The organism is Ancylobacter sp. (assembly GCF_965279025.1).
Taxonomy (GTDB): Bacteria; Pseudomonadota; Alphaproteobacteria; order Rhizobiales; family Xanthobacteraceae; genus Ancylobacter.
The window spans coordinates 4,157,643-4,182,806 of record NZ_OZ257132.1; the positions used below are offsets into that span (position 1 = coordinate 4,157,643).

Annotated in this window: 25 protein-coding genes and 1 tRNA gene; 2 read left to right on the forward strand and 24 right to left on the reverse strand. The window is 66.3% G+C overall.

The window, feature by feature from the left end:
• Positions 1-98: 98 nt before the first annotated feature.
• From proS to ACQY76_RS19485, 23 genes are all read right to left on the reverse strand, one after another.
• Positions 99-1,421, reverse strand: coding sequence for a proline--tRNA ligase (gene proS / locus ACQY76_RS19375; RefSeq protein ID WP_428030322.1), 1,323 nt, complete (start codon positions 1,419-1,421; stop codon positions 99-101).
• Between the two features lie 452 nt (positions 1,422-1,873).
• Positions 1,874-2,149: a DUF1467 family protein gene (locus ACQY76_RS19380; protein WP_428030323.1), complete on the reverse strand. Its 276-nt coding sequence runs from the start codon at positions 2,147-2,149 to the stop codon at positions 1,874-1,876.
• Between the two features lie 10 nt (positions 2,150-2,159).
• A complete protein-coding gene (gene mce, locus ACQY76_RS19385) occupies positions 2,160-2,564 on the reverse strand; it encodes a methylmalonyl-CoA epimerase (protein ID WP_428030324.1) in 405 nt (134 codons plus the stop codon).
• 131 nt (positions 2,565-2,695) lie between these two features.
• Complete coding sequence (locus ACQY76_RS19390; protein WP_428033064.1) at positions 2,696-4,324, reverse strand: ribonuclease J; 1,629 nt, start codon at positions 4,322-4,324, stop codon at positions 2,696-2,698.
• 71 nt (positions 4,325-4,395) lie between these two features.
• The gene (locus tag ACQY76_RS19395; protein ID WP_428030325.1) at positions 4,396-5,151 is read right to left on the reverse strand and encodes a biotin--[acetyl-CoA-carboxylase] ligase; all 756 of its coding nucleotides are present in this window, start codon (positions 5,149-5,151) and stop codon (positions 4,396-4,398) included.
• A gap of 2 nt (positions 5,152-5,153) precedes the next feature.
• Entirely contained in the window at positions 5,154-6,581 is a 1,428-nt protein-coding gene (nuoN, locus tag ACQY76_RS19400) for an NADH-quinone oxidoreductase subunit NuoN (protein WP_428030326.1), read from the reverse strand.
• Between the two features lie 31 nt (positions 6,582-6,612).
• Positions 6,613-8,127, reverse strand: a complete 1,515-nt coding sequence (locus ACQY76_RS19405; RefSeq protein ID WP_428030327.1) for an NADH-quinone oxidoreductase subunit M — start codon at positions 8,125-8,127, stop codon at positions 6,613-6,615.
• Positions 8,127-10,058 (reverse strand): NADH-quinone oxidoreductase subunit L, encoded by a 1,932-nt coding sequence (gene nuoL, locus ACQY76_RS19410; protein WP_428030328.1) that lies wholly within the window; start codon positions 10,056-10,058, stop codon positions 8,127-8,129. The genes ACQY76_RS19405 and nuoL overlap by 1 nt, the downstream gene beginning before the upstream one ends.
• Before the next feature lie 10 nt (positions 10,059-10,068).
• Positions 10,069-10,374 carry an NADH-quinone oxidoreductase subunit NuoK gene (gene nuoK / locus ACQY76_RS19415; RefSeq protein ID WP_428030329.1) on the reverse strand — a complete coding sequence of 102 codons (306 nt, stop codon included), beginning with the start codon at positions 10,372-10,374 and terminating at the stop codon, positions 10,069-10,071.
• 2 nt (positions 10,375-10,376) lie between these two features.
• Positions 10,377-10,982 (reverse strand): NADH-quinone oxidoreductase subunit J, encoded by a 606-nt coding sequence (locus ACQY76_RS19420; protein ID WP_428030330.1) that lies wholly within the window; start codon positions 10,980-10,982, stop codon positions 10,377-10,379.
• A 109-nt stretch (positions 10,983-11,091) separates the two neighbouring features.
• The gene (nuoI, locus tag ACQY76_RS19425; protein ID WP_013166662.1) at positions 11,092-11,580 is read right to left on the reverse strand and encodes an NADH-quinone oxidoreductase subunit NuoI; all 489 of its coding nucleotides are present in this window, start codon (positions 11,578-11,580) and stop codon (positions 11,092-11,094) included.
• Between the two features lie 10 nt (positions 11,581-11,590).
• Positions 11,591-11,854, reverse strand: coding sequence for a hypothetical protein (locus ACQY76_RS19430; RefSeq protein ID WP_428030331.1), 264 nt, complete (start codon positions 11,852-11,854; stop codon positions 11,591-11,593).
• A gap of 1 nt (position 11,855) precedes the next feature.
• The gene (nuoH, locus tag ACQY76_RS19435) at positions 11,856-12,824 is read right to left on the reverse strand and encodes an NADH-quinone oxidoreductase subunit NuoH (protein WP_428033065.1); all 969 of its coding nucleotides are present in this window, start codon (positions 12,822-12,824) and stop codon (positions 11,856-11,858) included.
• A 79-nt stretch (positions 12,825-12,903) separates the two neighbouring features.
• Complete coding sequence (gene nuoG / locus ACQY76_RS19440; protein WP_428030332.1) at positions 12,904-14,982, reverse strand: NADH-quinone oxidoreductase subunit NuoG; 2,079 nt, start codon at positions 14,980-14,982, stop codon at positions 12,904-12,906.
• A gap of 9 nt (positions 14,983-14,991) precedes the next feature.
• On the reverse strand, positions 14,992-16,293 hold the full coding sequence (nuoF, locus tag ACQY76_RS19445) for an NADH-quinone oxidoreductase subunit NuoF (RefSeq protein WP_428030333.1): 1,302 nt from the start codon (positions 16,291-16,293) through the stop codon (positions 14,992-14,994).
• Between the two features lie 10 nt (positions 16,294-16,303).
• Positions 16,304-17,185 (reverse strand): NADH-quinone oxidoreductase subunit NuoE, encoded by an 882-nt coding sequence (nuoE, locus tag ACQY76_RS19450; RefSeq protein WP_428030334.1) that lies wholly within the window; start codon positions 17,183-17,185, stop codon positions 16,304-16,306.
• Between the two features lie 37 nt (positions 17,186-17,222).
• Positions 17,223-18,422, reverse strand: a complete 1,200-nt coding sequence (locus tag ACQY76_RS19455) for an NADH-quinone oxidoreductase subunit D (RefSeq protein ID WP_428030335.1) — start codon at positions 18,420-18,422, stop codon at positions 17,223-17,225.
• A 10-nt stretch (positions 18,423-18,432) separates the two neighbouring features.
• Positions 18,433-19,047 carry an NADH-quinone oxidoreductase subunit C gene (locus tag ACQY76_RS19460; RefSeq protein ID WP_428030336.1) on the reverse strand — a complete coding sequence of 205 codons (615 nt, stop codon included), beginning with the start codon at positions 19,045-19,047 and terminating at the stop codon, positions 18,433-18,435.
• Between the two features lie 27 nt (positions 19,048-19,074).
• Positions 19,075-19,653 carry a NuoB/complex I 20 kDa subunit family protein gene (locus ACQY76_RS19465; RefSeq protein WP_428030337.1) on the reverse strand — a complete coding sequence of 193 codons (579 nt, stop codon included), beginning with the start codon at positions 19,651-19,653 and terminating at the stop codon, positions 19,075-19,077.
• Positions 19,644-20,009 (reverse strand): NADH-quinone oxidoreductase subunit A, encoded by a 366-nt coding sequence (locus ACQY76_RS19470; RefSeq protein WP_428030338.1) that lies wholly within the window; start codon positions 20,007-20,009, stop codon positions 19,644-19,646. Before ACQY76_RS19470 ends, ACQY76_RS19465 begins: the two co-directional genes overlap by 10 nt.
• 442 nt (positions 20,010-20,451) lie before the next feature.
• Positions 20,452-20,724, reverse strand: a complete 273-nt coding sequence (locus tag ACQY76_RS19475; RefSeq protein WP_428030339.1) for a hypothetical protein — start codon at positions 20,722-20,724, stop codon at positions 20,452-20,454.
• 182 nt (positions 20,725-20,906) lie between these two features.
• Positions 20,907-20,983: transfer RNA gene (locus tag ACQY76_RS19480), tRNA-Asp, on the reverse strand.
• A gap of 101 nt (positions 20,984-21,084) precedes the next feature.
• A complete protein-coding gene (locus ACQY76_RS19485; RefSeq protein ID WP_428030340.1) occupies positions 21,085-22,194 on the reverse strand; it encodes an AI-2E family transporter in 1,110 nt (369 codons plus the stop codon).
• A gap of 167 nt (positions 22,195-22,361) precedes the next feature.
• Between ACQY76_RS19485 and ACQY76_RS19490 the strand changes: the two genes are divergently transcribed.
• A complete protein-coding gene (locus tag ACQY76_RS19490) occupies positions 22,362-23,384 on the forward strand; it encodes a KpsF/GutQ family sugar-phosphate isomerase (RefSeq protein ID WP_428030341.1) in 1,023 nt (340 codons plus the stop codon).
• Between the two features lie 27 nt (positions 23,385-23,411).
• Complete coding sequence (gene kdsA / locus ACQY76_RS19495; protein ID WP_428030342.1) at positions 23,412-24,260, forward strand: 3-deoxy-8-phosphooctulonate synthase; 849 nt, start codon at positions 23,412-23,414, stop codon at positions 24,258-24,260.
• A gap of 9 nt (positions 24,261-24,269) precedes the next feature.
• On the opposite strand, the gene ACQY76_RS19500 is transcribed toward kdsA, so the two are convergent.
• Positions 24,270-25,151, reverse strand: a complete 882-nt coding sequence (locus tag ACQY76_RS19500) for a phytoene/squalene synthase family protein (RefSeq protein ID WP_428030343.1) — start codon at positions 25,149-25,151, stop codon at positions 24,270-24,272.
• Positions 25,152-25,164: the final 13 nt, after the last annotated feature.

Consider the following 25,164-nt stretch of genomic DNA (forward strand, 5'->3'; position numbering starts at 1 on the left):
GCGTTTGCGTCTTCGCTGCCTTGGTCCGACGCGCTGCGCTCTTGGCCGCCATGCCTGCTCCGTCCCTCGCCCGGCCGCGTGGGCCGCGCGCGTCCCCGTCAACCGGTTATACGCTCCAGCGCCGCCTCGATGGTGAGCGTCTCGCGCGCGCCGTCGGCACGCCGCTTGAGCTCCACCGTGCCGCCCGCCAGCCCCTTGGGGCCGACGATGATCTGCCAGGGCAGGCCGATCAGGTCGGCCGTGGCGAATTTCGAGCCGGGGCGCTCCGCCGTGTCGTCGTACAACACGTCGATGTTGCGCGCGCCAAGCTCGGCATAGATCGTCTCGCAGGCGGCATCCGTTGCCGCATCGCCCGCCTTGAGGTTCAGCAGGCCGACGCGGAACGGCGCGATCGCCTCCGGCCAGATGATGCCGTTCTCGTCATGCGACGCCTCGATGATGGCAGCGACCAGACGCGAGGGACCGATGCCGTAGGAGCCCATGTGGACGGGCGTCTCCACGCCATCGGGGCCCGTGACCTTGGCGCCCATCGGCTCGGAATATTTGGTGCCGAAATAGAAGATGTGACCCACCTCGATGCCGCGCGCCGATACCCGCTGCCCGTCCGGAATCGCGTCGAAGGCGGCTTCGTCATGCTTCTCTTCCGTGGCCGCATAAAGGCTGGTCCAGCGGTTCACGATCTCTTGCAGCGCGGCCGGATCCTGGAAGTCCACCCCCACCTCGGGCGTGTCCATGTCGAGATAGTCGGAATGGCAGAACACCTGGCTTTCGCCCGTGGAGGCGAGGATGATGAATTCGTGGCTGTGATTGCCGCCGATCGGGCCGGTATCGGCCACCATCGGGATCGCCTTCAGCCCCAGCCGGGCGAAGGTCCTGAGATAAGCGACGAACATGCGGTTATAGGCCACGACCGCGTTCTCGAAGTCGACGTCGATCGAATAGGCGTCCTTCATCAGGAATTCGCGCGAGCGCATGACGCCGAAGCGCGGGCGCACCTCGTCGCGGAACTTCCACTGGATGTGGTAGAGGTTCAGCGGCAGGTCCTTATAGGACTTCACATAGGCGCGGACGATCTCGGTGAGCATTTCCTCATTGGTCGGCCCGAACAGCATGTCGCGCTCGTGCCGGTCCTTGATGCGGAGCATCTCCTTGCCATAGTCGTCATAGCGCCCGCTCTCGCGCCAGAGCTCGGCCGACTGGATGGTCGGCATCATGATCTCGATGGCGCCGGAGCGATTCTGCTCCTCGCGGATGACGTTGCAGATCTTGTCGAGCACGCGCTTGCCCAGCGGCAGCCACGCATAGATGCCAGCGCCCTCCTGGCGCACCATGCCGGCGCGCAGCATGAGGCGGTGCGAGACGATCTCCGCTTCCTTCGGGACTTCACGGAGGATGGGAAGGAAGTAGCGGGAAAGGCGCATCAGCGGAAACTCACGATTCGGCCGGGATCGGCAGCGCGGCAGTGATGGCGGAGTGAAACCGGAACGTTCGGCAAAACACAAGCCCTCGTGGCGCAACCGGCCGGAAGGAGCGGTGGCTACTGCCTTTGTTTAGGGCGTCGGCGGCCGAATGCGCCTATTTCTGTTGCATTGCAACATTGTTCTATTGCGACGCAAGGATGACAAGCCCGTGTTTTCTGCTCTAAGGTGCGGCCCTGTAGAAAGAGGTCCGCTGAGCGCTGTCACAGGCGTGATGATCGGTCCAGGTCTCGGGAGGAATGACGGCTAAGAAAGCCCCCTGGCAGACGCCGAAACGGCGCGGAATCAGGTGCGGGCGGCCAAATAAGGCAGGCGGGACTTCGGTCCCGCCTCTTTTTTTGCCTGAATGCCGATCGGCCTCGGCGATTCCCGCCGCGTCGACGGCAAAAGGCGGGTTACTTCACGTCGTAGAGCTGGAACGGCATCGGGAACATGTCGAGCCGCAGCCGGTCGGTCTCAACCGCCCACGCGAACAGCAGCACGATGACCGCCGACACCACAGTCGTCACCAGCGCCTTGCGCAGCAGCAGCGGGCGCAACGGTGCCCCCGGCTCGGTGCCGTCCTCGATCGCGCCGTCCTCGTGCTGCGAACGCACGCCGAAGGGCAGGACCGCAAAGATCACCACCCACCAGACGATGAAATAGATCGCGATATAAGTGGTGACGCCCATCAGTGCCGCCTCACGCCTGTTCAAGTTCGACGAGTGTGCCCAGGAAGTCTTTCGGATGAAGGAACAGCACCGGCTTGCCATGGGCACCGACACGCGGCTCGCCGGTGCCCAGCACCCGCGCCCCCGCCGCCAGCAGCCGATCGCGCGCGGCGAGGATGTCATCTACCTCGTAGCAGAGATGGTGGATGCCGCCCTCGGGGTTGCGCTCCAAAAACTTCCCGATCGGCGAATCCGCCCCGAGAGCGCCGAGCAGTTCGATCTTGGTGTTGGGCAGGGTGACGAACACCGTGTTCACGCCATGCTCGGGCAGCGGATCCACGGCGGAGACCGTTCCCCCCAGCGTGTCGCGATAGGTCGCGACCGCTGCATCGAGGTCCGGCACGGCAATGGCAACATGGTTCAGACGGCCGATCATGCGAGCACCCTCCCCTTCACGCCGCCGCCCGCCGCCGTACAGGCCCGTGAGGCCTCGTGCGACGGCGCCGACGACGCACTATCTGCGTCGAGGGCCGGCATCGCCAGATGAAGCCGGCGCCCCGCCGGTGTTCATACCGTGACGACCAGCACGTGGCAGAGCGGCTTCTTGCCCCAGGCGGCGTTGATCTGGCCGCGCACCGCCCGCGTGACCGACTCGGCGACCGCGTCGGGGTCGCGCCGGCGCGCCTTGGGCAGGCCGTCGAGGCAGTTCAGCACCGCGTCTTCAACCACCTCGTCGAGCGGCGTGCCGCCAACGCCGAGGCGCGGAAGGCCGGAGAGGTCGATCATCGGGTCGCCCACCACATCGCCCTTCGACGACATGGCGATGGCGACCGAGACCAGCCCGCTGAACGACAGGCGCCGGCGCTCGGCAATCGCCGGATCCTCCGCACCCACGAGGACGTGACCGTCCTTGTAGAGACGGCCAGAGGGAATCTCCTCGATCACCTCGGCACTCAGCGACGGATCGGCGCTGATGAGGCGCACGACATCGCCATCCACCAGGCGCACGACCTCGCGGGCGCCCATGCGGCGGGCGAGGTCGGCGTGCTCGGACAGGTGCAGCGGCTCGCCATGGACCGGCACCGACACCTGCGGGCGCAGCCACTTGTACATCTGCTCCAGCTCGCCGCGGCGCGGATGGCCGGAGACATGCACCAGCCCGTCGCGATCGGTGATGACCTTCACCCCCTGCAGCACCAGCGCATTGATGATGCGGTTCACCGGCCGCTCATTGCCGGGAATGGTGCGCGAGGAGAAGATGACGTGATCGCCCGGCGACAGCGCGATCTCGGGATGGTCGTCATCGGCGATGCGGGCCAGCGCGGCGCGGGGCTCGCCCTGGCTGCCGGTGAGGATGGCCACGACCTTGTCGCGCGGCAGGAAACCATAGGCGTCGGCGGGGCGGAAGGGCGGCAGGCCATCGAGCATACGCTGCTCGCGCGCCACGCCGATCACCCGCTCCATCGCCCGGCCGACAAGCACGACTTCGCGGCCCGTCTTCATCGCCGCCTCGGCGATGGAGCGGATACGCGCAACATTCGAGGCGAAGGTCGTCACCGCGACGCGATGCGGGGCGGCGGCGATCAGCTCCGTCAGCCCAGCCTGCACATCGATCTCGGAGGGCGAGATACCGTCGCGAATCGCGTTGGTGGAATCGCAGATGACCGCCCGCACGCCTTCATCGCCCAGCGCGGAGAAGCGCGCCGGATCGGTGACGTTGCCAACCACGGGGGTCGGGTCGATCTTCCAGTCGCCCGTGTGCACCACCAGCCCGAGCGGGGTGCGGATGGCGAGCGCGTGGCTGTCGGGAATTGAATGCGCGACGGGCACGAACTCGACATCGAACGGACCGATCGTCGTGCGCCCGCCGGTGGGCACGATGTGGAACGGAATTTTCGGCGCGCCCGGCTCGCCCAGACGCCGCGCCTCGGCCAGCGCATGGGTGAAGGGCGTCGTGTAGACCGTGCAGCCCAGGCGCGGCCACAGATCGACCAGCGCGCCGATATGATCCTCATGCCCGTGCGTGATCACCAGGCCGACAAGGTTGCCCGCATCGGCTTCCTTCTCGAGGAAGGCGACGTCCGGCATGATGATGTCGATGCCGGGAATCTCCGGCGGCGCGAAGGAAATGCCGAGGTCGACCGCGAGCCATTTGCGCCGGTTGCGTGGTCCCAGACCATACAGCCCGAGATTCATACCGATCTCGCCGACCCCACCGAGGGGAGCGAAGACCAGCTCGTCCGGCCACTTGCTCACATTCCTGCCTTTCACACTGGCGCGGCGGACGATGGAAACACGTCGCCGGCACTGAACGTCTCACGCACGCCGTCTGCCCGGCGCAACACCATGGCGCCCGAGAAGTCGAGCGCCTCGAATACTCCCTCGACCTCGCGACCGCCAGTCCGCACCGTCGCGGCCCTGCCCAGCCCCGAGGCCCGTCTCAGCCATGCCTCGCGGGTGAGGGAGAAACCGGCCCCGCGGCTCCACTCGCCAAGTCGCTCGCGCATCGCCGCGTCGAGCGCCGCGAGCATGGAAGGCGGATCTGTGGGGAAGCCGGCAGCGGCAAGGTCCGTCGTTGGATACGGCGTCTCCGCCGGATGGTGCGCGCAATTGACCCCGAAGCCAACCACCGTGGCCGACCGCCCGGCCGGCCCCATCGCCCCTTCGAGCAGGATGCCCGCGAGCTTGGCCCCGTCGACCATCACGTCGTTCGGCCATTTCAGGCCGATGCGCAGGGGATCGATGCCGGTGATAGCCCGCACAGCATCGTGCAGCGCCAGCGCCGCCACGAAGCAGAGTTCTGGCTGATGCGCCGGAGGGCCTGCATCGACCAGCAGAAGCGACGCGTAGAGGTTGCCCGGCTCGGACGCCCAGGGCCGGCCCCGGCGGCCGCGGCCGCCCGTCTGCCGCCGGGCGACGAACCAGCGCGGCGCCGATCCGCCGGCCTGTGCGAGGGCTTCCTGATTGGTCGACCCGACCGTTTCAAACAGGACGACCGGCGTCGCCACCGGCGCGAGTGCCATTCTCAGAAGAGCGCCCGCGCCGCCACGCCCGCCGCCGCGATCAGCGGTGCCGGATAGACGAAGAACAGCAGGGTGAACAGGCCCGAGACGCCCAGCACCACCCGCGGCTCCGACTTCATCGGCTCGAAGGTCGTTGCCGGCTCGTCGAAATACATGATCTTGACGATGCGCAGATAGTAGAACGCGCCAACCACGCTGGTAAGCACGCCGATCACCGCCAGCGCGTAAAGGCCGGCCTCGATCGCCGCGAGGAACACGTAGTACTTGGCGAGGAAGCCCGCGAGCGGGGGAATACCGGCCAGCGAGAACATCAGCACCGCCAGCATGAACGCCATCACCGGACGGGTGCGGGCGAGGCCGGCGAGTTCGTCATAGGTCTCGACCATCCCGTCCTTGCGCCGCATCGAGAGAATGCAGGCGAAGGTGCCGAGCGTCATCATGAGGTAGATGGCCATGTAGACCAGCACGCCCTGCACGCCCTGCTCTGTGCCGGCGGCGAGGCCGACCAGCGCGAAGCCCATATGGCCGATCGAGGAATAGGCCATCAGGCGCTTGAAGTTGCGCTGGCCGATGGCGCCGAACGAGCCGAGCGCCATCGAGGCGATCGACACGAAAACGATTATCTGCTGCCACTGATGGATGACGTTGGGCAGCGCCTCCATGGCGAAGCGCACGAACACCGCCATGGCCGCGACCTTCGGCGCGGAGGCGAAGAACGCCGTGACCGGGGCCGGCGCCCCCTCATAGACGTCCGGCGTCCACATATGGAACGGCACGGCGGAGACCTTGAAGCACAGGCCGGCGAAGGTGAAGACGATGCCGAAGATCAGCCCCAGCGAAGGCTCGCGGGCGGCCTGGGCGATCTGGGCGAAGTTCACCGTGCCGGTGAAGCCATAGATCAGCGAGGCGCCATAGAGGAACATGCCGGAGGAGAGCGCGCCGAGCACGAAATACTTCAGGCCGGCCTCGGTCGAGCGGACGGAATCGCGGTTGTTGGCGGCGATCACGTAGAGCGCCAGGCTCATCAGTTCGAGGCCCATATAGAGCGCGATCAGGTCGCCGGCCGAGATCAGCATCATCATGCCGAGCGTCGAGAGCAGCACGAGGATCGCGTATTCGAACCGGGCCTGCTTCTCCGCCTTCAGCCAGTCCACCGACATGGCGAGCGTGCCGCCAGCACCGAGCAAGGCCAGCACCTTCATGAAGCGGGCGAACTCGTCGACCTGGAACGCCCCGTTGAACAGCGTCGCATTGCCGGGGCCGATGACCACCAGCACCAACGCCGCGAACAGGGCGGCAAGGGCCAGCCCGTTCACCGTGTCGGTCGATTTCGGGCCGCTGAAGGCACCGAGCATCAGCAACGCGACGGCGGAGGCGGCCAGCAGCAGTTCGGGCAGCGCGGGGCCGAGCGCGGCGAGGGTGAGGGTCATTGCAGGGGCTCCGCGATGGTCATGTATCGGGTCAAGGCAGCACCAGCGCCGCGGCCTTGATGGCACCGGCCGCCACATCGGCGCGCGCGACGATCGCACCGACGGCGACGTTGCAGGCGTCGAGGATCGGCTGCGGCCAGACGCCGAAGAGGATGGTGAAGAACAGCAGCGGCACGAGCGTCGCCAGTTCTCGCGCGTTGACGTCGCGGATGCTCTTCAGGCTCTCCTTCTCCAGCGCGCCGAACACCACCCGGCGATAGAGCCAGAGCGCATAGGCGGCGGAAAGGATGACGCCCGTCGTCGCGAACAAGGCGACCCAGGTGTTGCGGCCGAAGGCGGCCAGCAGCGTGAGGAACTCGCCGACGAAGCCCGACGTGCCCGGCAGGCCGACATTGGCCATGGTGAACACCATGAACAACGTGGCGTAGACCGGCATGCGGAAGACCAGGCCGCCATAGGCCGCGATCTCGCGGGTGTGCATGCGGTCATAGAGTACGCCCACGCACAGGAACAGCGCGCCCGACACGAAGCCGTGGCTCACCATCTGGAACACCGCGCCCTGGATGCCTTCCTGCGTCAGCGTGAAGATGCCCATCGTCACGTAGCCCATATGGGCGACGGAGGAGTAGGCGATCAGCTTCTTCATGTCCTCCTGCCGCAGGGCGACGAGCGAGGTGTAGATGATCGCGATCACCGACAGCACGAAGACGAAGGGGGCGAAATAGGCCGACGCGTCCGGGAACATGGGCAGCGAGAAGCGCAGCAGGCCGTAGCCGCCCATCTTCAGCATGATCGCCGCCAGGATGACCGAGCCCGCCGTCGGCGCCTCGACATGGGCGTCGGGAAGCCAGGTGTGCACCGGCCACATCGGCATCTTCACCGCGAAGGAGGCGAAGAAGGCGATCCAGAGCCAGTACTGCATCCCCGAGGGGAAATCATGCTTCAGCAGCACCGCGATGTCGGTGGTGCCGGCCTGCCAGTAGATGGCCATGACGGCGAGCATCATCAGCACGGAGCCGGCCAGCGTGTAGAGGAAGAACTTGAAGGCCGCGTACACCTTCCGCCCATGCCCCCAGATGCCGATGATCAGGAACATCGGGATCAGGCCGCCCTCGAAGAAGAAGTAGAACAGCAGCAGGTCGAGGACAGAGAAGGTGCCGATCATCAGCGTTTCGAGCACCAGGAAGCAGATCATGTACTCCTTCACGCGGAACTGGATCGCGTCCCAGCTCGCGAGAATGCACATCGGCATCAGCAGCGTCGTCAGCAGCACGAAAGGTAGCGAGATGCCGTCGACGCCCATCCGGTAGGCGGCAGCGTCGCCGAGCCAGGGGTGGTACTCGACGAACTGAAAGTCCGGGTTCGACGGGTCGAAGCCGAACAGCAGCAGCAGCGAAATGACGAAGGTGACAAGCGTCGCCCACAGCGCCACCCAGCGGGCATTGCGCTTGGCGACCTCGTCGTCGCCGCGGATCATCAGGACGATCAGCAGCGCGCCGACCAGCGGCAGGAAGGTGACGACGGAAAGGATGGGCCAGTCGTACATCAGTGCGCGCCCCCGAACATGAACCAGGTGATGAAGGCCGCGACACCCACCAGCATCACGAAGGCGTAGTGGTAGAGATAGCCGGTCTGAAGGCGCACGACCCGGTTGGTCACGTCGATGACGCGCGCCGAGACGCCGTTCGGGCCATAGCCGTCAATGATCCGCACATCCCCCTGCTTCCACAGGAAGTTGCCGAGCCACAGCGTCGGGCGCACGAACAGGAAGTCGTAGATCTCGTCGAAGTACCACTTGTTGAGCAGGAAGCGGTACAGAACGTCGTTCTGCTTGGCGAGCGCCTTTGGAACGGCGGTGTTGACGATGTACATCCAGTAGGCGACCAGGAAGCCGAGCGCCATCATCACCGTGGGGGCCCACTTCGCCCAGAACGGAATGTGGTGGATCTCTTCGAGGATCTTGTTCTCCGGGCCCATGAAGATGGACTCGCGGAAGAAGTGGTCCACGTCATGCCCGACGAAATACGGGTACAGGATCATGCCGGCGAACAGCGCGCCGAAGGCCAGCACGCCGAGCGGGATGAGCATGGTCAGCGGCGATTCATGCGCGTGATCATAGGTGTGGTGATCCGCGCGGGTCTTGCCGTGGAAGGTCATGAACATCTGCCGCCAGGTGTAGAAGGCGGTGAGCGCCGCCGCAGCCACCGTCATCACCCACGCATAGGTGGCGACCGGGCTATGGCTGACGAAGGCGGTCTCGATGATCGCGTCCTTCGAGTAGTAGCCGGCGGTGAAGGGGAAACCCGTCAGCGCCAGGCCGCCGATCATCATGGTGGCATAGGTGAAGGGGATCTTCCGCCACAGGCCGCCCATGTGGCGCATGTCCTGCTCATGGTGCATCGCATGGATGACCGAGCCGGCGGCAAGGAACAGCAGCGCCTTGAAGAAGCCGTGCGTGAGCAGGTGGAACACGCCAACCGAATAGGCGCCGGTGCCGAGCGCGACGAACATGTAGCCGAGCTGCGAGCAGGTCGAATAGGCGATGACGCGCTTGATGTCGTTCTGCACGCAGCCGATCGTCGCCGCGAAGAAGGCGGTGGAGGCGCCGACGAACAGCACCACGTTGAGCGCCGTGGTCGAGAGCTCGAACAGCGGCGACAGGCGCGCCACCATGAAGACACCGGCCGTCACCATGGTTGCGGCGTGGATCAGCGCCGACACCGGGGTCGGGCCTTCCATCGCGTCCGGCAGCCAGGTGTGCAGGCCGAGCTGCGCCGACTTGCCCATGGCGCCGATGAACAGCAGCAGGCAGATCACCGTGGGCGCGTGCCACTCATGGCCGAGGAACAGGATGTTCTTGTCCATCAGCGACGGTGCGGCGGCGAATACCTGCTCGAAGGCGACCGAGCCGGTCATCAGGTAGATGGCGAAAATGCCGAGCGCAAAGCCGAAATCGCCGACGCGGTTGACGATGAACGCCTTCATCGCCGCCGCGCAGGCCGACGGCTTGTCGTACCAGAAGCCGATCAGCAGGTAGGAAGCGAGGCCCACGCCCTCCCAGCCGAAGAACAGCTGGACGAGGTTGTCGCTGGTCACCAGCATCAGCATGGCGAAGGTGAAGAGCGAGAGATAGGCGAAGAAGCGCGGCCGGCTTGGGTCCTCGTGCATGTACCCCATCGAGTACAGGTGGACGAGCGAGGACACCGTGGTCACGAGGATCAGCATCACCGCGGTTAGCGTGTCGACGCGGATCGCCCAGGTGACGTCCAGCTTGCCGGACGACATCCAGGTGAGCAGCTCGACCGTTCCCTCATGCCCGCCGAAGGTGGTCTGGAAGAACACGATCCACGCGAAGAAGGCCGAGAGCATGAGCAGCCCGGTCGTCACCAGTTCCGAGGCGCGCGCGCCGATCAGACGGCCGAACAGGCCGGCGATGAGAAAGCCGACGAGGGGGAGGAAGACAATCGCCTGGTACATGAATGCCCGCTCAGCCCTTCATGGTGTTGATGTCCTCGACGGCGATCGAACCGCGATTGCGGTAGAACACCACGAGGATGGCGAGACCGATGGCGGCCTCGGCGGCGGCGACCGTCAGCACGAACAGGGCGAAGACCTGTCCGACGATGTTGCCGAGGAAGACCGAGAAGGCGACGAGGTTGATGTTCACCGCCAGCAGGATGAGCTCGACCGACATCAGGATAACGATGACGTTCTTCCGGTTGAGGAAGATGCCGAGCGTACCGAGCGTAAACAGGATCGCCGCGACGGTCAGGTAATGGGGAAGGCCGATCATGCTCAGAGCCCCTTGCCTGACGGCACCTTGACGACATCGATCGCCATCGCCTTGGTACGCGCGTTCTGGACCGGGATGCTCTGGCGCTTGACGTTCTCCTTGTGGCGGAGCGTCAGCACGATGGCACCGATCATGGCGACCAGCAGGATGAAGCCGGACGCCTGGAAGAAGTAGACGTAATCGGTGTAGAGCACCCGGCCGATCGCCACGGCGTTCGACACGTCCGGCGCCGTCGTCGTGACCGCCCCGGTCACGCCCGCGCCGAAGGTCCACGAGCCGAGCACCAGCACCAGCTCCGCCAGGAAGACCAGGCCGACCAGCGCGCCCACCGGCAGATATTGCAGGAAGCCCTGGCGCAGCTCGACGAAGTCGACGTCGAGCATCATCACCACGAACAGGAACAGCACTGCCACGGCGCCGACATAGACCACGATGAGCAGCATCGCGATGTACTCGGCGCCGATCAGGATGAACAGGCCGGAGGCGTTGACGAAGGTCAGGATCAGGAACAGCACGGAATGCACCGGGTTCCGCGACGCGATGACCATGAAGGCCGAGGCCACGGCGACCCCGGCGAAGAGATAGAAGAACAGCGCGGCGAGGCTCATGCCCGGCACCCCCCAGTCATTCCGGCGCCCGTCATCCCGGCGGTCGCGGCGCGATGGGCCTTTTCGGCCCAAATCGTTTCAGTCTTCACGTTCCCAGCCCTCTGCGCGCTCAACGGTACGGCGCGTCAAGCGCCATGTTGCGCGCGATCTCGCGCTCCCAGCGGTCGCCGTTCGCGAGCAGCTTGGCCTTGTCGTAATAGAGCTCTTCCCGCGTCTCGGTGGCGAACTCGAAGTTCGGTCCCTCGACGATGGCGTCGACCGGGCAGGCTTCCTGGCAGAAGCCGCAATAGATGCACTTCACCATGTCGATGTCGTAACGCGTCGTGCGGCGGGTGCCGTCATTGCGGCGCGGGCCGGCCTCAATGGTGATGGCCTGCGCCGGGCAGATCGCCTCGCACAGCTTGCAGGCGATGCAGCGTTCCTCGCCGTTCGGGTAGCGCCGCAGCGCGTGCTCGCCGCGAAAGCGCGGGCTCACCGGCCCCTTCTCGAACGGGTAGTTCAGCGTCGCCTTCGGCTTGAAGAAATAGCGCATAGCCAGGAAGAACGCCGAGACGAACTCGGTGAGCAGCAGCTGGCGTGCGGCCAGATCCAATCTCATGTCGCCCTCCTCAATCGGCCATTGCCGCAGCGAGGCCAAAGCCCACCAGCGGCATCGAGACGGCAAAGACGCGTATCACGGTCTTCCACCACGAAATCACTCCCGCCAGCTGATCAGGGCTCAGCTTGCGGGCCTCCTTGGAACCACGGATCGACGTTTCGACGATCCCCGGCAGAATGAACCATTCGAGCGCGCCGAAGACCGCGCCGGCGGCGGCGCCCGCCCAACCGAGGGCGGAGGCCTCCATCAGGGCGTTGAGCGTGCCCTCGTCCATCTCATCCCCCTGCAGCCGACAGGCCGCTGAAATGCAGGACCGAGGCCACGATCACCACCATCGCCAGCGAGATCGGCAGGAACACCTTCCAGCCAAGACGCATGAGCTGGTCGTAGCGGTAGCGCGGGACCATCGCCTTCACCATGGCGAACATGAAGAACACCAGCAGCACCTTGAGCAGGAACCAGATGATGCCCGGCACCCAGGTGAAGGGCGCCACCGGCACCGGAGGCAGCCAGCCGCCCATGAACAGAATGGTGGTCAGCGCGCACATGGTCATGATGGCCACGTACTCGCCGAGCATGAACATCATGTACGGGGTGGAGCCGTACTCCACCATGAAGCCGGCCACCAGCTCCGATTCCGCTTCGCCCAGATCGAAGGGCGGGCGGTTCGTCTCGGCCAGCGCCGAGATGAAAAAGATCACGAACATCGGGAACAGCGGCAGCCAGTACCAGCCGAGGATGCCCCACGGCGTGTTCTGCGCCTCGACGATTGCGGTGAGGTTCAGCGATCCGGCGCAGAGCAGCACCGTGACGATGACGAAGCCGATCGAGACTTCATAGGACACCATCTGCGCCGCTGCGCGCAGCGCCGACAGGAACGGGTACTTCGAGTTCGACGCCCAGCCGGCCATGATGGTGCCGTACACGCCGAGCGAGGAGATTGCGAAGATGTAGAGCACGCCGACATTGATGTCGGCCACCACCCAGCCGGCATCGATCGGCACCACGGCCCAGGCGGCGAGCGCCAGCAGGCAGGTGACGAAGGGCGCGAGCAGGAACACGCCCTTGTTCGAGCCGTCCGGAATCACCGGCTCCTTCAGCACGAACTTGATCAGGTCGGCGAAGGACTGGAACAGGCCGAACGGCCCGACCACGTTGGGGCCGCGACGCAACTGCACCGCTGCCCAGATCTTGCGATCGGCCAGCAGCACATAGGCAACGATGATCAGCAGGCCAACCAGCATCGCCAAGCTCTGGGCGACGATAATGAGCACCTGAATCAGCGTGTCGAACCAGGTCGTTTCGGTCATGTGCTCCCTCCCCTCACTCGGCCGCCGCCGCGAGGCGGCTGGATGCGAGCGCGGAGCATTCGGCCATCACGGCAGATGCGCGGGCGATCGGATTGGTGAGATAGAAATCGGTGACGGCCGGAACGAACGGCCCGCTGGCGGGCGAGCCGCCGCACGACGCCAGCGCGGCCACGGCCGCCGGGTCCGCCGGCGCCACATGGTCGATCCGGGCGAGGTGGGGATGCGCGGCATAGAGCGCCGCACGCAGCTGCGCCAGCGTGTCGAACGGCAGGCGATGGCCGACGACATCGGACAGAGCCCGCAGGATCGCCCAGTCCTCGCGCGCCTCGCCGGGCGGGAATGCCGCGCGGTTGGCGATCTGCGCGCGCCCTTCGGTGTTCACATAGGTGCCGGACTTCTCGGTATAGGCCGCACCGGGCAGGATGACGTCGGCGCGATGGGCGCCGCGATCACCATGGGTGCCGAGATACACCGTGAAGGCGCCCGGAGCGATGTCGATCTCGTCCGCGCCGAGCGAGAACAGCACGTCGACGCCGCCCGCATCGGTCATCGCGACGGCATCGAGGCCGCCGGCGCCCGGCACCGCGCCGATGTCAAGCGCACCGACGCGCGAGGCGGCATTGTGCAGCACCGAAAAGCCGTTCCAACCTTCCGTCACTGCGCCGACCGAATCCGCCAGTCGCGCGGCCAGCGCGAGGATCGCCGCGCCATCCGGCCGCGCCAGGGCGCCCTGCCCGATCAGGATCAGCGGACGCTTGGCGGCCTTGAGCGTCTCGGCAAAGGCGTTGCCGCCGGCGAGATCCGCCAGCGTATCGGAGCCGGCGCCGAGATACTCATAGGGATAGGTCAGGTCCACATGCTGGCCGATCAGGCCGATGGGGAAGCCCCCCTGCAGCCAGCGCTTGCGGATGCGGGCATTGAGCACGCTCGCCTCGAGGCGCGGGTTTGAGCCGATGATCAGCAGCGCATCCGCCTGCTCGATCCCGGCAATGGTGGCGTTGAACAGGTAGCCGGCCCGGCCGAGCGAGGGATCGATCTTGGCGCCGTCCTGGCGGCAGTCGATGTTCGACGAGCCGAGAGCGGAGAGCAGCGCCTTCAGCGCGAAGGCTTCCTCGACCGAAGCGAGATCGCCCACCAGGCCGCCGATGCGGTTACCCGGCACGCCCTTCATCTTTTCGGCGATGGCGGCGAAGGCCTGCGGCCAGCTCGCGGCGGTCAGCTTGCCGCCGACGCGCACATAGGGGCGATCGAGCCGCTGGGTCTTCAGCCCATCCCAGATGTAGCGCGTCTTGTCGGAGATCCACTCCTCGTTCACGCCTTCATTGAGACGCGGCAGGACGCGCATGACCTCGCGGCCGCGCGTGTCGACGCGGATATTGGAGCCGACCGCGTCCATCACGTCCACCGACTCGGTCTTCACCAGCTCCCAGGGGCGGGCATGGTAGGCATAGGGGCGCTGGGTGAGCGCACCGACCGGGCAGAGGTCGGCGACATTGCCCTGCAGCTCCGACGACATCGCTGCCTCGAGATAGGTGGTGATCTCCATGTCCTCGCCGCGCCCGATGGCGCCGAGCTCGGCCACGCCCGCCACCTCGGTGGTGAAGCGCACGCAGCGGGTGCACTGGATGCACCGGGTCATGGAGGTCTTGATCAGCGGGCCGATATATTTGTCTTCGACCGCGCGCTTGTTCTCGGCATAGCGGGACGTGTCCACGCCATAGGCCATGGCCTGGTCCTGCAGGTCGCACTCACCGCCCTGGTCGCAGATCGGGCAGTCGAGCGGGTGGTTGATGAGCAGGAACTCCATCACCCCTTCGCGCGCCTTCTTCACCATCGGGCTCTTGGTGAGCACGACGGGCGGCTCGCCATTCGGGCCGGGGCGCAGGTCGCGCACATTCATCGCGCAGCTCGCCGTCGGCTTGGGGGGACCACCCTTCACCTCGACGAGGCACATGCGGCAATTGCCGGCGATGGACAGCCGCTCATGGAAGCAGAAGCGCGGGATTTCCGCGCCCGCAGCCTCGCAGGCCTGGAGCAGCGTGAACTCCGGCGGAACATCAAGCTCGATGTCGTCGACGATGATCTTGGCCATGATGCTCTCTTACTCCGCCGCCACCGGCACCGGGTCGGAATGCGGGTTCGCAGAATACTGGTCGATCCGCTTTTCGATCTCGGGACGGAAATGCCGGATCAGGCCCTGCACCGGCCACGCCGCCGCGTCGCCGAGCGCACAGATGGTGTGGCCTTCGACCTGCGTCGTGACCTGCAGCAGCAGGTCGATCTCGCGCTTCTGGGCCCGGCCCTCGACCATGCGGTCGAGCACGCGCCACATCCAGCCCGTGCCTTCGCGGCAGGGCGTGCACTGGCCGCAGCTCTCATGCCGGAAGAAATAGGAGATGCGGGCGATGGCCCTCACCACGTCGGTGGACTTGTCCATCACCAGCACGCCGGCAGTGCCGAAGCTGGACTTCACGGCGCGGCAGCCATCGAAATCCATGATGAGGTCGCCGCACTGGTCGGCCGGGATGATCGGGCACGAGGCGCCGCCGGGGATGATGGCCAGCAGGTTGTCCCAGCCGCCGCGAATGCCGCCGCCATGCTTCTCGATCAATTCCTTGAACGGAATGCTCATCGCCTCTTCGACGACGCAGGGCGTGTTCACATGGCCGGAGATGCCATAGAGCTTGGTGCCCACATTGTTCGGCCGGCCGATGGAGGAGAACCACGACGCGCCACGGCGCAGGATGGTCGGCGCCACGGCAATGGATTCGACGTTGTTCACCGTCGTCGGGCAGCCATAGAGGCCGACATTGGCCGGGAAAGGCGGCTTCAGGCGCGGCTGGCCCTTCTTGCCCTCGAGGCTTTCCAGCAGCGCGGTTTCCTCGCCGCAGATATAGGCGCCGGCGCCATGGTGGACATAGATGTCGAAGTCCCAGCCATGCACGTTGTTCTTGCCGATAAGGCGCGCCTCATACGCCTGGTCGACCGCCGCCTGGAGGTTTTCCCGCTCCTGAATGAACTCGCCGCGCACATAGATGTAGGCGGTGTTGGCGCCCATGGCGAAGCCGGCAATCAGGCAGCCTTCGACCAGATGATGCGGGTCGTGGCGCAGGATCTCGCGATCCTTGCAAGTGCCCGGCTCGGATTCGTCGGCATTAACGACGAGATAATGCGGGCGCCCGTCATTGTTCTTGGGCATGAACGACCATTTCAGGCCCGTCGGGAAGCCGGCACCGCCGCGCCCGCGCAGGCCCGAAGCCTTCATGTGCTCGATGATGAAGTCGCGACCGGCGTCGAGGAACAGCTTCGTGCCATCCCACGAGCCGCGCTTGAGCGCGCCCTGCAGGCCCCAATCATGGTGGCCGTAGATATTGGTGAAGATGCGATCCTTGTCGGCAAGCATGGTTCGCTCCTCATTCCGCCTTCGGGTCCGTGGCCTTGCCGGCGAGCGGCGGGGCGACGGGCTTCTTGGGCTTCTCCTTGTCGGCTTCGCCGGCGGCCTCGACCGCCTTGGCGGCCGGCGCGGCGGCGGGGGCCGGATCGCTCTTCGGCGGCGCGGGCGGTGCGGCAGCCGCAGCGGCCGGCGGCGGCGCGGCGGGCGCCGCTTCGCCATTGGCCTTGGCGGCGACAGCTTCGCGGGCGAGCGCGAGGCCCGCACCCTGCCCGACCATCGAGCCGTCGAACAGTTCCGGCGAGGTGAGCACCCGCAGCCCGGTGACCGGCGCGGAGGTGTGGCGGCCGTTCTGCGGACCGGGCGTCGGATGCTCGCCGCGCTCGAAGGCGTCGAGGATCTTCTCGAGATCCTCCGGCGTCAGGTCCTCGTAGACGTCCTTCCACACCTGGATCATCGGCGCGTTGACGCAGGCGCCGGCGCACTCGACCTCTTCCCAGGACAGGTCGCCATTGGCCGAGAGGTGGAACTGCTCGTCGTGGATGCGGCTCTTGCACACCTTCATCAGGTCGCCCGCCCCGCGCAGCATGCAGGGCGTGGTGCCGCATACCTGGATATGGGCGCGCTTGCCGACCGGCTGGAGTTGGAACTGGGTGTAGAAGGTCGCGACCTCGTAGACGCGGATGGGCGCCATGCCCAGCATGTCGCCGACATAGCGCATCGCCGGCTCGGACACCCAGCCGCCCGCCTGCTCCTGCGCGCGCATGAGCAGCGGAATCACTGCGCTGGCCTGCCGGCCAGCGGGGAATTTCGCGATGGCCTTCTCGGCCCAGGCGAGATTCTCGGCCGTGAAAGCGAAGCTCTCGGGCTGAATCTCTCTTGGCGCAAGCCTACGGACCGACATGCCGTACCCTTCCGATCGAACCGCGTCCCCTTGGGGATCAGCGGTCCACTTCTCCAAACACGATATCCAGCGACCCGAGGATCGCCGAAATGTCCGCGAGCATGTAGCCGCGGCAGAGGAAATCCATCGCCTGGAGATGCGCGAAACCGGGCGCGCGGATCTTACAGCGATAGGGCTTGTTGGTGCCGTCGGCGACAAGATAGACGCCGAACTCGCCCTTGGGTGCTTCCACGGCGGCGTAAACCTCGCCGGCGGGAACGTGGAAACCTTCCGTATAGAGCTTGAAGTGGTGGATGAGCGCTTCCATAGAGCGCTTCATCTCGCCACGCTTTGGCGGCACGATCTTGTTGTCCACGGCCGAGACCGGACCGGTCTCCTTCAGCAGGCGCTCGCAGCACTGGCGCATGATGTCGGCCGACTGCCGCATCTCTTCCATGCGGATGCAGTAGCGGTCGTAATTGTCGCAGTTCTTGCCGATCGGGATGTCGAACTGCAGCTCGTCATAGCACTCATAGGGCTGCGACTTGCGCAGATCCCACGCCGCGCCCGAGCCGCGCACCATCACGCCGGAGAAGCCCCAGGCCCACGCATCCTCGATGGTGACGATGCCGATATCGACATTGCGCTGCTTGAAGATGCGGTTGTCGGTCAGCAGGCCGTCGAGGTCGTCCATGAAGGCCGGGAAGGTGTGCGTCCAGGCGAGGATGTCCTCGACCAGCTGGCGCGGCAGGTCCTGATGCACGCCGCCGGGCCGGAAATAGGCCGCATGCATGCGCGAACCGGAAGCCCGCTCATAGAACACCATCAGCTTCTCGCGCTCCTCGAAGCCCCACAGCGGCGGGGTGAGCGCGCCGACGTCGAGCGCCTGCGTGGTCACGTTCAGCATGTGGGAGAGGATGCGGCCGATTTCGGAATACAGCACGCGGATCAGCTGGCCGCGCTTGGGAACCTCGATGTCGAGAATACGCTCGATGGCGAGGCAGAAGGCGTGCTCCTGGTTCATCGGCGCGACATAGTCGAGCCGGTCGAAATAGGGCACGGCCTGTAGATAGGTCTTGGCCTCGATCAGCTTCTCGGTGCCGCGGTGCAGCAGGCCGATATGCGGATCGACGCGCTCCACGATCTCGCCGTCGAGCTCCAGGATAAGGCGCAGCACGCCGTGCGCCGCCGGATGCTGCGGGCCGAAATTGATCTGGAAGTTGCGGACGGCGGGGTCGATCTTGCCGGGTGCGTTCATCGCTGGTGCCTCAACCCGCCTTCGGGGCGGTTGCCTTCTCGTCGCCCGGGAGCACGTATTCCGGCCCCTCCCACGGCGACATGAAGTCGAAGTTGCGGAACTCCTGGGCGAGCTTCACCGGCTCGTAGACCACGCGCTTGCGCTCGTCGTCATAGCGCACCTCCACGAAGCCCGTGGTCGGGAAGTCCTTGCGCAGCGGATAGCCGTCGAAGCCGTAATCGGTGAGGATGCGGCGCAGCTCCGGGTGACCGGAGAACAGGATGCCGTACATGTCGAACGCTTCGCGCTCGAACCACAGCGCACCCGCGAACACCCCCGTGGCGGAAGCCACCGGCGTGGTCTCGTCTGTCTCGACACGCAGGCGGACGCGCGCATTCAGCGTCGGCGACAGCAGGTGGTAGACCACGTCGAAGCGCTTCTCGCGCTTGGGCCAATCTACGCCACAAATGTCGATGAAGCTCACGAAGCGGCAGGACGGGTCATCGCGCAGGAAGGTGAGCACCTTGACGACCTCGGCAGCCGACGCGACCAGCGTCAGCTCGCCATAGGAAAGGAGCACCTCCTCGACGGCGTCGGGAAGGGACTCTTTCACATGCGCGCCGAGCTCTTTCAGAGTCTCGTCCATGTCGCTTCGCACCATGTCGCTCAACCCTCAGCGCTCAATCGTTCCGGTACGGCGGATCTTCTTCTGCAGCAGCAGGACGCCGTAGAGCAGAGCCTCGGCAGTCGGCGGGCAGCCGGGAATGTAGATGTCCACCGGCACGATGCGGTCGCAACCGCGCACGACCGAATAGGAATAGTGGTAATAGCCGCCGCCATTGGCGCAGGAGCCCATGGAGATGACGTAGCGCGGCTCCGGCATCTGGTCGTAGACCTTGCGCAGCGCCGGCGCCATCTTGTTGGTCAGCGTGCCGGCCACGATCATCACGTCAGACTGGCGCGGTGACGCGCGGGGCGCAAAACCGAACCGCTCGACATCGTAGCGCGGCATCGAGGTCTGCATCATCTCGACCGCGCAACAGGCGAGGCCGAAGGTCATCCACATCAGCGAGCCGGTACGCGCCCAGTTGATCAGGTCGTCCGTCGCGGTGACGAGGAAGCCCTTATCGGCGAGCTCGGCATTCACTTCGACGAAGAACGGATCGGTCGCGCCGATCGGGCGGCCGGTATTGGGGTCGATGATGCCCCTGGCCGCCGGGGCGACGAGGGGGCTATTCGCGCTCAATCCCATTCGAGCGCTCCCTTCTTCCACTCGTAGACGAAACCGATGGTCAACACGCCCAGGAACACCATCATCGACCAGAACCCGAAATTGCCCAGTTCCCCGAACGTGATCGCCCAGGGAAACAGGAAGGCGACCTCAAGATCGAAGATGATGAACAGGATGGCGACCAGATAGAACCGCACATCGAACTTCATGCGTGCGTCGTCGAACGCATTGAAGCCGCATTCATAGGCCGACATCTTCTCCGGATCGGGCCGGCTGAAGGCGACCAGAAACGGCGCGACCAGAAGGGCGATTCCGATGACCGCCGAAACGCCGATAAAGATAACGACGGGCAGATAATCCTGAAGCAGGCTGCTCATGGATGGGATCCTCCCTCGCCAGGACAGGTCATCGGGCGTGCAGTCGCAGTTGCGAAATATTCAAAGCACGCGGCAGGCTTATCGCACCGCCCTGACCGAGGCAAGGGCATCCGGCGCCATTCGCGCGGGTCTGGTATACAGAATTCACACCTTGCGGACGAGGGCTGCGAGCACCAGCGCCATCACCCTGATAAAGCGCGTGAAATACCGATAACAACAGAAACGCATGTCAGTTTAGCAAACGCCGCGCACTGCTAGGTGCGATGCGGGCGACCGGCAGGCCGACGACGCATTGGCAGGAGCGCAGGCCCTCACGTGAAGGGAAACGTGCGGCGGCGCGGGAGCGGTGACCGACGGGGCAGATGCAGCGCGGCGGCGGCGGCAAGCGATCCCCCTGCCCGTTCGATCCGGCGCCAGCCCCCAAGGGTTGGCACGTTCAGCGCTATTCCATGATCTGCGGCGTGCCGCAATTGGGCGGCGCGCAGTCGGGCAGCTTGATCTGCGCATCCTTGCCTTCCGGCGGCGGACCCGGCAGCGGCACCAGCTGGCCGGTCTGCGACTGCGGCGCGTCCGGGCCGAGGCTGTCGACATAGGGGTCGGGCGACGGCAGCGACGAGCCGCCAGGCGGCGGGCTCATTCCGTCCTGAGCGAGAGCGGGAGCGGCCGCCAGCAGGAGGAACGACGCCAGAATACCGGCAAACGGAACTGCTTTCATCACGCGCCCTTTCCCACACCGAGTCCGTAGGGAATTTCTAGCAGGCTGCACGCGGGCGCAAAAGCCGTGGAGCGCTGAAACCTGCAACGGCAGCGAGGTGGAAGCCGCCTGACAGGCGAAGGTCATCGCCACCCGCCGAAGCGGGCCACCGAACATCAAATCAATGATTGTGATCAGCGGGATGGCGGGAGTGACGGGGCTCGAACCCGCGACCTCCGGCGTGACAGGCCGGCGCTCTAACCAACTGAGCTACACCCCCAAGCGGCGGGTCCGAAGCAAGGCCCCGCGGCGAGTGGGGCGGGTGTTAAGGCACGGTTCCGCAGGTGTCAAGCGCGGCGCCTTTTTAGCCTGTGAATAGTCTCACCCGGGCAGTTGCGGACGGTTCTTGGTCAGCAGGCTGTCGGCGAGCGCCATCGCCGCAATGAGCAGCGGCACGGAGAGGAATGTGCCGGCCGGTCCCCACAGCCAGGTCCACAGCGCCATCGACAGGAAAACCGCGAAGGGATTCAACGACACCCGCCGCCCGATGATCATCGGGGTAAGGAAATGCCCCTCGATGCTGGTGATCACGATGAACGCCGCCGCCGGCAGCAGGCCCGCCGCGAGGCTCGGGAACGAGACGATGCCGGCCATGGCCAGAATCACCGTCGTCACCGCCGGCCCGACATAGGGAATGTAGTTCAGCACGCAGGCCAGTACGCCCCAGAGCGGGGGGTTGGGCAGGCCGAGCGCCCAAGTCATCAGGCCCGTGGCGATGCCGAGGCCGATATTGATGAAGGTCGCGGTGACCAGATAGGCGCCCAGCCGCTCCTCGATCTCGCGGAACACGCGCAGGGCGGCGAGCCGGGTCTTGCGCGGGGTCATCACCTGCACCACCCGCCGCTTGATCTGCACCCGCCCCGCGAGGAAGAACAGCAGCGAGCCGAGAAACAGGATGAACTCGCCGATGACCGGCGTGACCACGGCCACCACGCTGCCCAGCATCTGGGAATCGGCCACCTCGACCACCATCGGCGGCTCGGCGACGCGGCCGATCGACTGCACCGATTCGATGACCGAGGCGAAAGTCTGAAGGGCCGGCTTCATTGCGGCGAATCTCTCTCGCAGAGTGTCGCCGATCTCGGGCGCCCGCGCTGTCCAGTCGGCCAGCGGCGCGGCCAGCGCACTCGCCAGGCCGTAAATGAGGCCGGCAATACCGACGACCATGATCAGCGAGCCCAGCCAGGTGGGCACGCCGCGTTTGGAGAGGCCCTCGATGGCCGGACCGATGACACTGCCGATGATGACGGCGGCGACGATGGGAATCAGCACCGCCCGGGCGGCGACCAGCGCCGCGCCCACCACCACCACGGCGATGGCGACCATGGCCACCTGCGACAGGCGACGCCACAACCACTCATTGCGCTTCTCGCCAACCGCCGTTCCTGCGGAAGCCTCCACTCCGCCGGCCGCGTCGCGCCCCATATTCATTGTAATGCCCTCTAGCCGCGGCCATCCGCGCCACCCAACGTGCAGGAGGTATCGGCGGTTCCGTGCTCCTCCATTGCATCGCGGGCGTTAGGCGCTTATTGACGCCCTGCGTGGCGCGGAAGGGCGCCCGGACGCCAGGCGCCCGGGTGCAACATGAGCAAGGGAGCATGACCTTGGGCACGGCCCAGTCACAGAACACCTCCGTCGCGCCGCCCCCCCTCCGGGACGACAAGTTGCGCGAGCGCGTGCTGCGCACGCTGTCCATCGAGGCCAAGGGCCTTGCCGCGCTGAGTGCCGCAATCGAAGCCGAGCTCGGCGATGCGGTGGAAGTCGCCATCCGGCTGATCGAGACGGCGCGCGGGCGTGTCATCGTCACCGGCATGGGCAAGAGCGGCCATATCGGGCGCAAGCTCGCCGCCACCTTTGCCTCCACCGGCACGCCGGCGCTGTTTCTGCACGCCGCCGAGGCGAGCCATGGCGATCTGGGCATGGTGACGCCCGACGACGTGCTGTTCGCCATTTCCTGGTCCGGTGAGACCTCCGAGCTTGGCGACATCGTGCATTATGCCGGCCGGTTCGCCGTGCCGCTCATCGCCATCACCTCCAATGCGACGAGCACGCTTGGGCGGGCCGCCGATGTCGCGCTGGTGCTGCCGCGCGTCGAGGAAGCGTGCCCAAACGGGCTGGCGCCCACCACCTCGACACTCATGCAGCTGGCCATCGGCGATGCGGTGGCCGTCGCGCTGCTGGAGCGCCGCGGCTTCTCCGCCTCGGATTTCCGTGTCTTCCACCCCGGCGGCAAGCTGGGCGCGCGGCTGCTGAAGGTCGCCGACCTCATGCATGGCGACGAGAGCGTGCCGATCGTGCGGCTCGGCACGCCGATGAGCGAAGCCTTGATCGAGATCACCGGCAAGCGCTTCGGCTGCTGCGGCGTGGTGGACGCGCAGGACCGGCTGGTCGGCATCGTCACCGATGGCGATTTGCGCCGCCATATGAGCGCCGACCTGCTGCCGCGCCGGGTGGAGGAGGTGATGACCGCCTCCCCGCTGGTCGTCGCGCCGGCCGAACTTGCCAGCGCCGCGCTCGGCCAGATGAGCCGCACCAAGATCACCGTGCTGTTCGTGGTCAGCGAGGGAACGCCGGTCGGCATTCTCCACATCCACGACATTCTGCGCGCCGGCGTCGTCTGACCCGCGCTTATTCAAGGAACGATCCCCATGAGTGTCTCCGGCGCCAATTCCGTGGTCACCGTCGGCGATGTGCGCTTCGGCAACGACCTGCCGCTCGCGCTCATCGCCGGGCCCTGCCAGATGGAAAGCCGCGAGCATGCGCTCGAATGCGCGGCGGCGATCAAGGAAATTGCGGTGCGCCGGGGCGTCGGCGTGGTGTTCAAGGCCTCCTTCGACAAGGCGAACCGCACCTCGGGCAAGGGAGCGCGCGGCATCGGCATGGCCGCCGCCCTGCCCGTCTTCGCCGAGATTCGCGAGCGCTACGGCATGCCGGTGCTGACCGACGTGCACGAGAACGACCAGTGCGCCCCGGTGGGCGAGGTCGTCGACATCCTGCAGATCCCGGCTTTCCTCTGCCGCCAGACCGACCTGCTGCTGGCCGCCGCAGCGACGGGGCGGATCGTCAATGTGAAGAAGGGACAGTTTCTGGCCCCTTGGGACATGAAGAACGTCGTCGCCAAGCTCATCGAAGGCGGCAACGCCAACGTGCTGGTGACCGAGCGCGGCGTCTCCTTCGGCTACAACACCCTCGTCACCGACATGCGCTCGCTCCCCATCATGGCCGAGGCCACCGGCGCGCCGGTTATCTTCGACGCCACCCATTCGGTGCAGCAGCCGGGCGGACAGGGCACGTCCTCGGGCGGACAGCGCGAATTCGTGCCGGTGCTGGCGCGGGCAGCGGTGGCCGTCGGCATTGCCGGCGTGTTCATCGAGACGCATCCCGACCCCGACAACGCCCCTTCGGACGGCCCCAACATGGTGCCGCTGAACCAGTTCGAAGCGCTGGTGGCGCGTCTTCAGGCGTTTGATCGCGTCGCCAAGGACCGTTCCAACTGAGGCAGTGCCTCACGATGCCCGCGCGGCACTCCGCAGCGTGCCGGCACCGCGCCAGAGCCGCCACAGGCGGCTGAGGGCCGGCGTCGCCGGCGTCGCCGGGACCGCCGCGAACGGGTCGTGCGGGCGCTCCATGCGCGTGAGGTCGCCCGGCACCAACATCAGCGGCAGGAAGGCCGGTAGCTCTCCCGCCTCCACGCCGGCGAGCGCCTTCATCGCCGCCTCGTAATGCCGGCGTGCCAGTGCGCGCAGATCACCGAGCGCCGCCTGGAGCGCCGGGCTCGCCCGCCCCGACACCGCGTCCTCCCGCGTCAGCCCGTGCGCCTTCAGCAGGTCGAGCGGCACATAGCACTGGCCACGCCGCGCATGCACCGGGAACGCGCGCAGCAGCCCGGTGACGGCATACGCCACGCCCGCGTGGCCGGCCGCTTCGGCCGACGCCGCACCCGCCTGCGGCGACAGCACCAGCGTCGCGAGGCGGATCAGCGCCGAGGAGGTCTCGCCGGCATAGCCTTCGAGATCGTTCACCGTCGGCATCGGGTCGTCATAGAGATCGAAGATTCGCGCATCGAGCAGCGCCGTCAGGCTGGCACGCGGCAGGCGGTGGGCGTCGATCGTGTCGAGTAGCGCCGCCGCCACGGGATTGGCGCGCACATCGCCGCGCGCGCCGCCGTCCAGCGCCTCCTGCCACCATTGCAGGCGAACCTCGCCGGCCATCGGGCTGGTGATCGCCTCGCGGACCCGCGAGACCTCGACATTAAAGGCGTGCAGCGCGAACAGCGCGCCGCGCCGCTCGGCCGGAGCGAACAGGTCGGCGACATAGCGGTCGCGGTCGAGATCGCGCACCAGCGCCGCGCAATACTCCGTTTCCGTCGTCAGGCTGGGCCGGCTCATGTCGGGTGTCCGG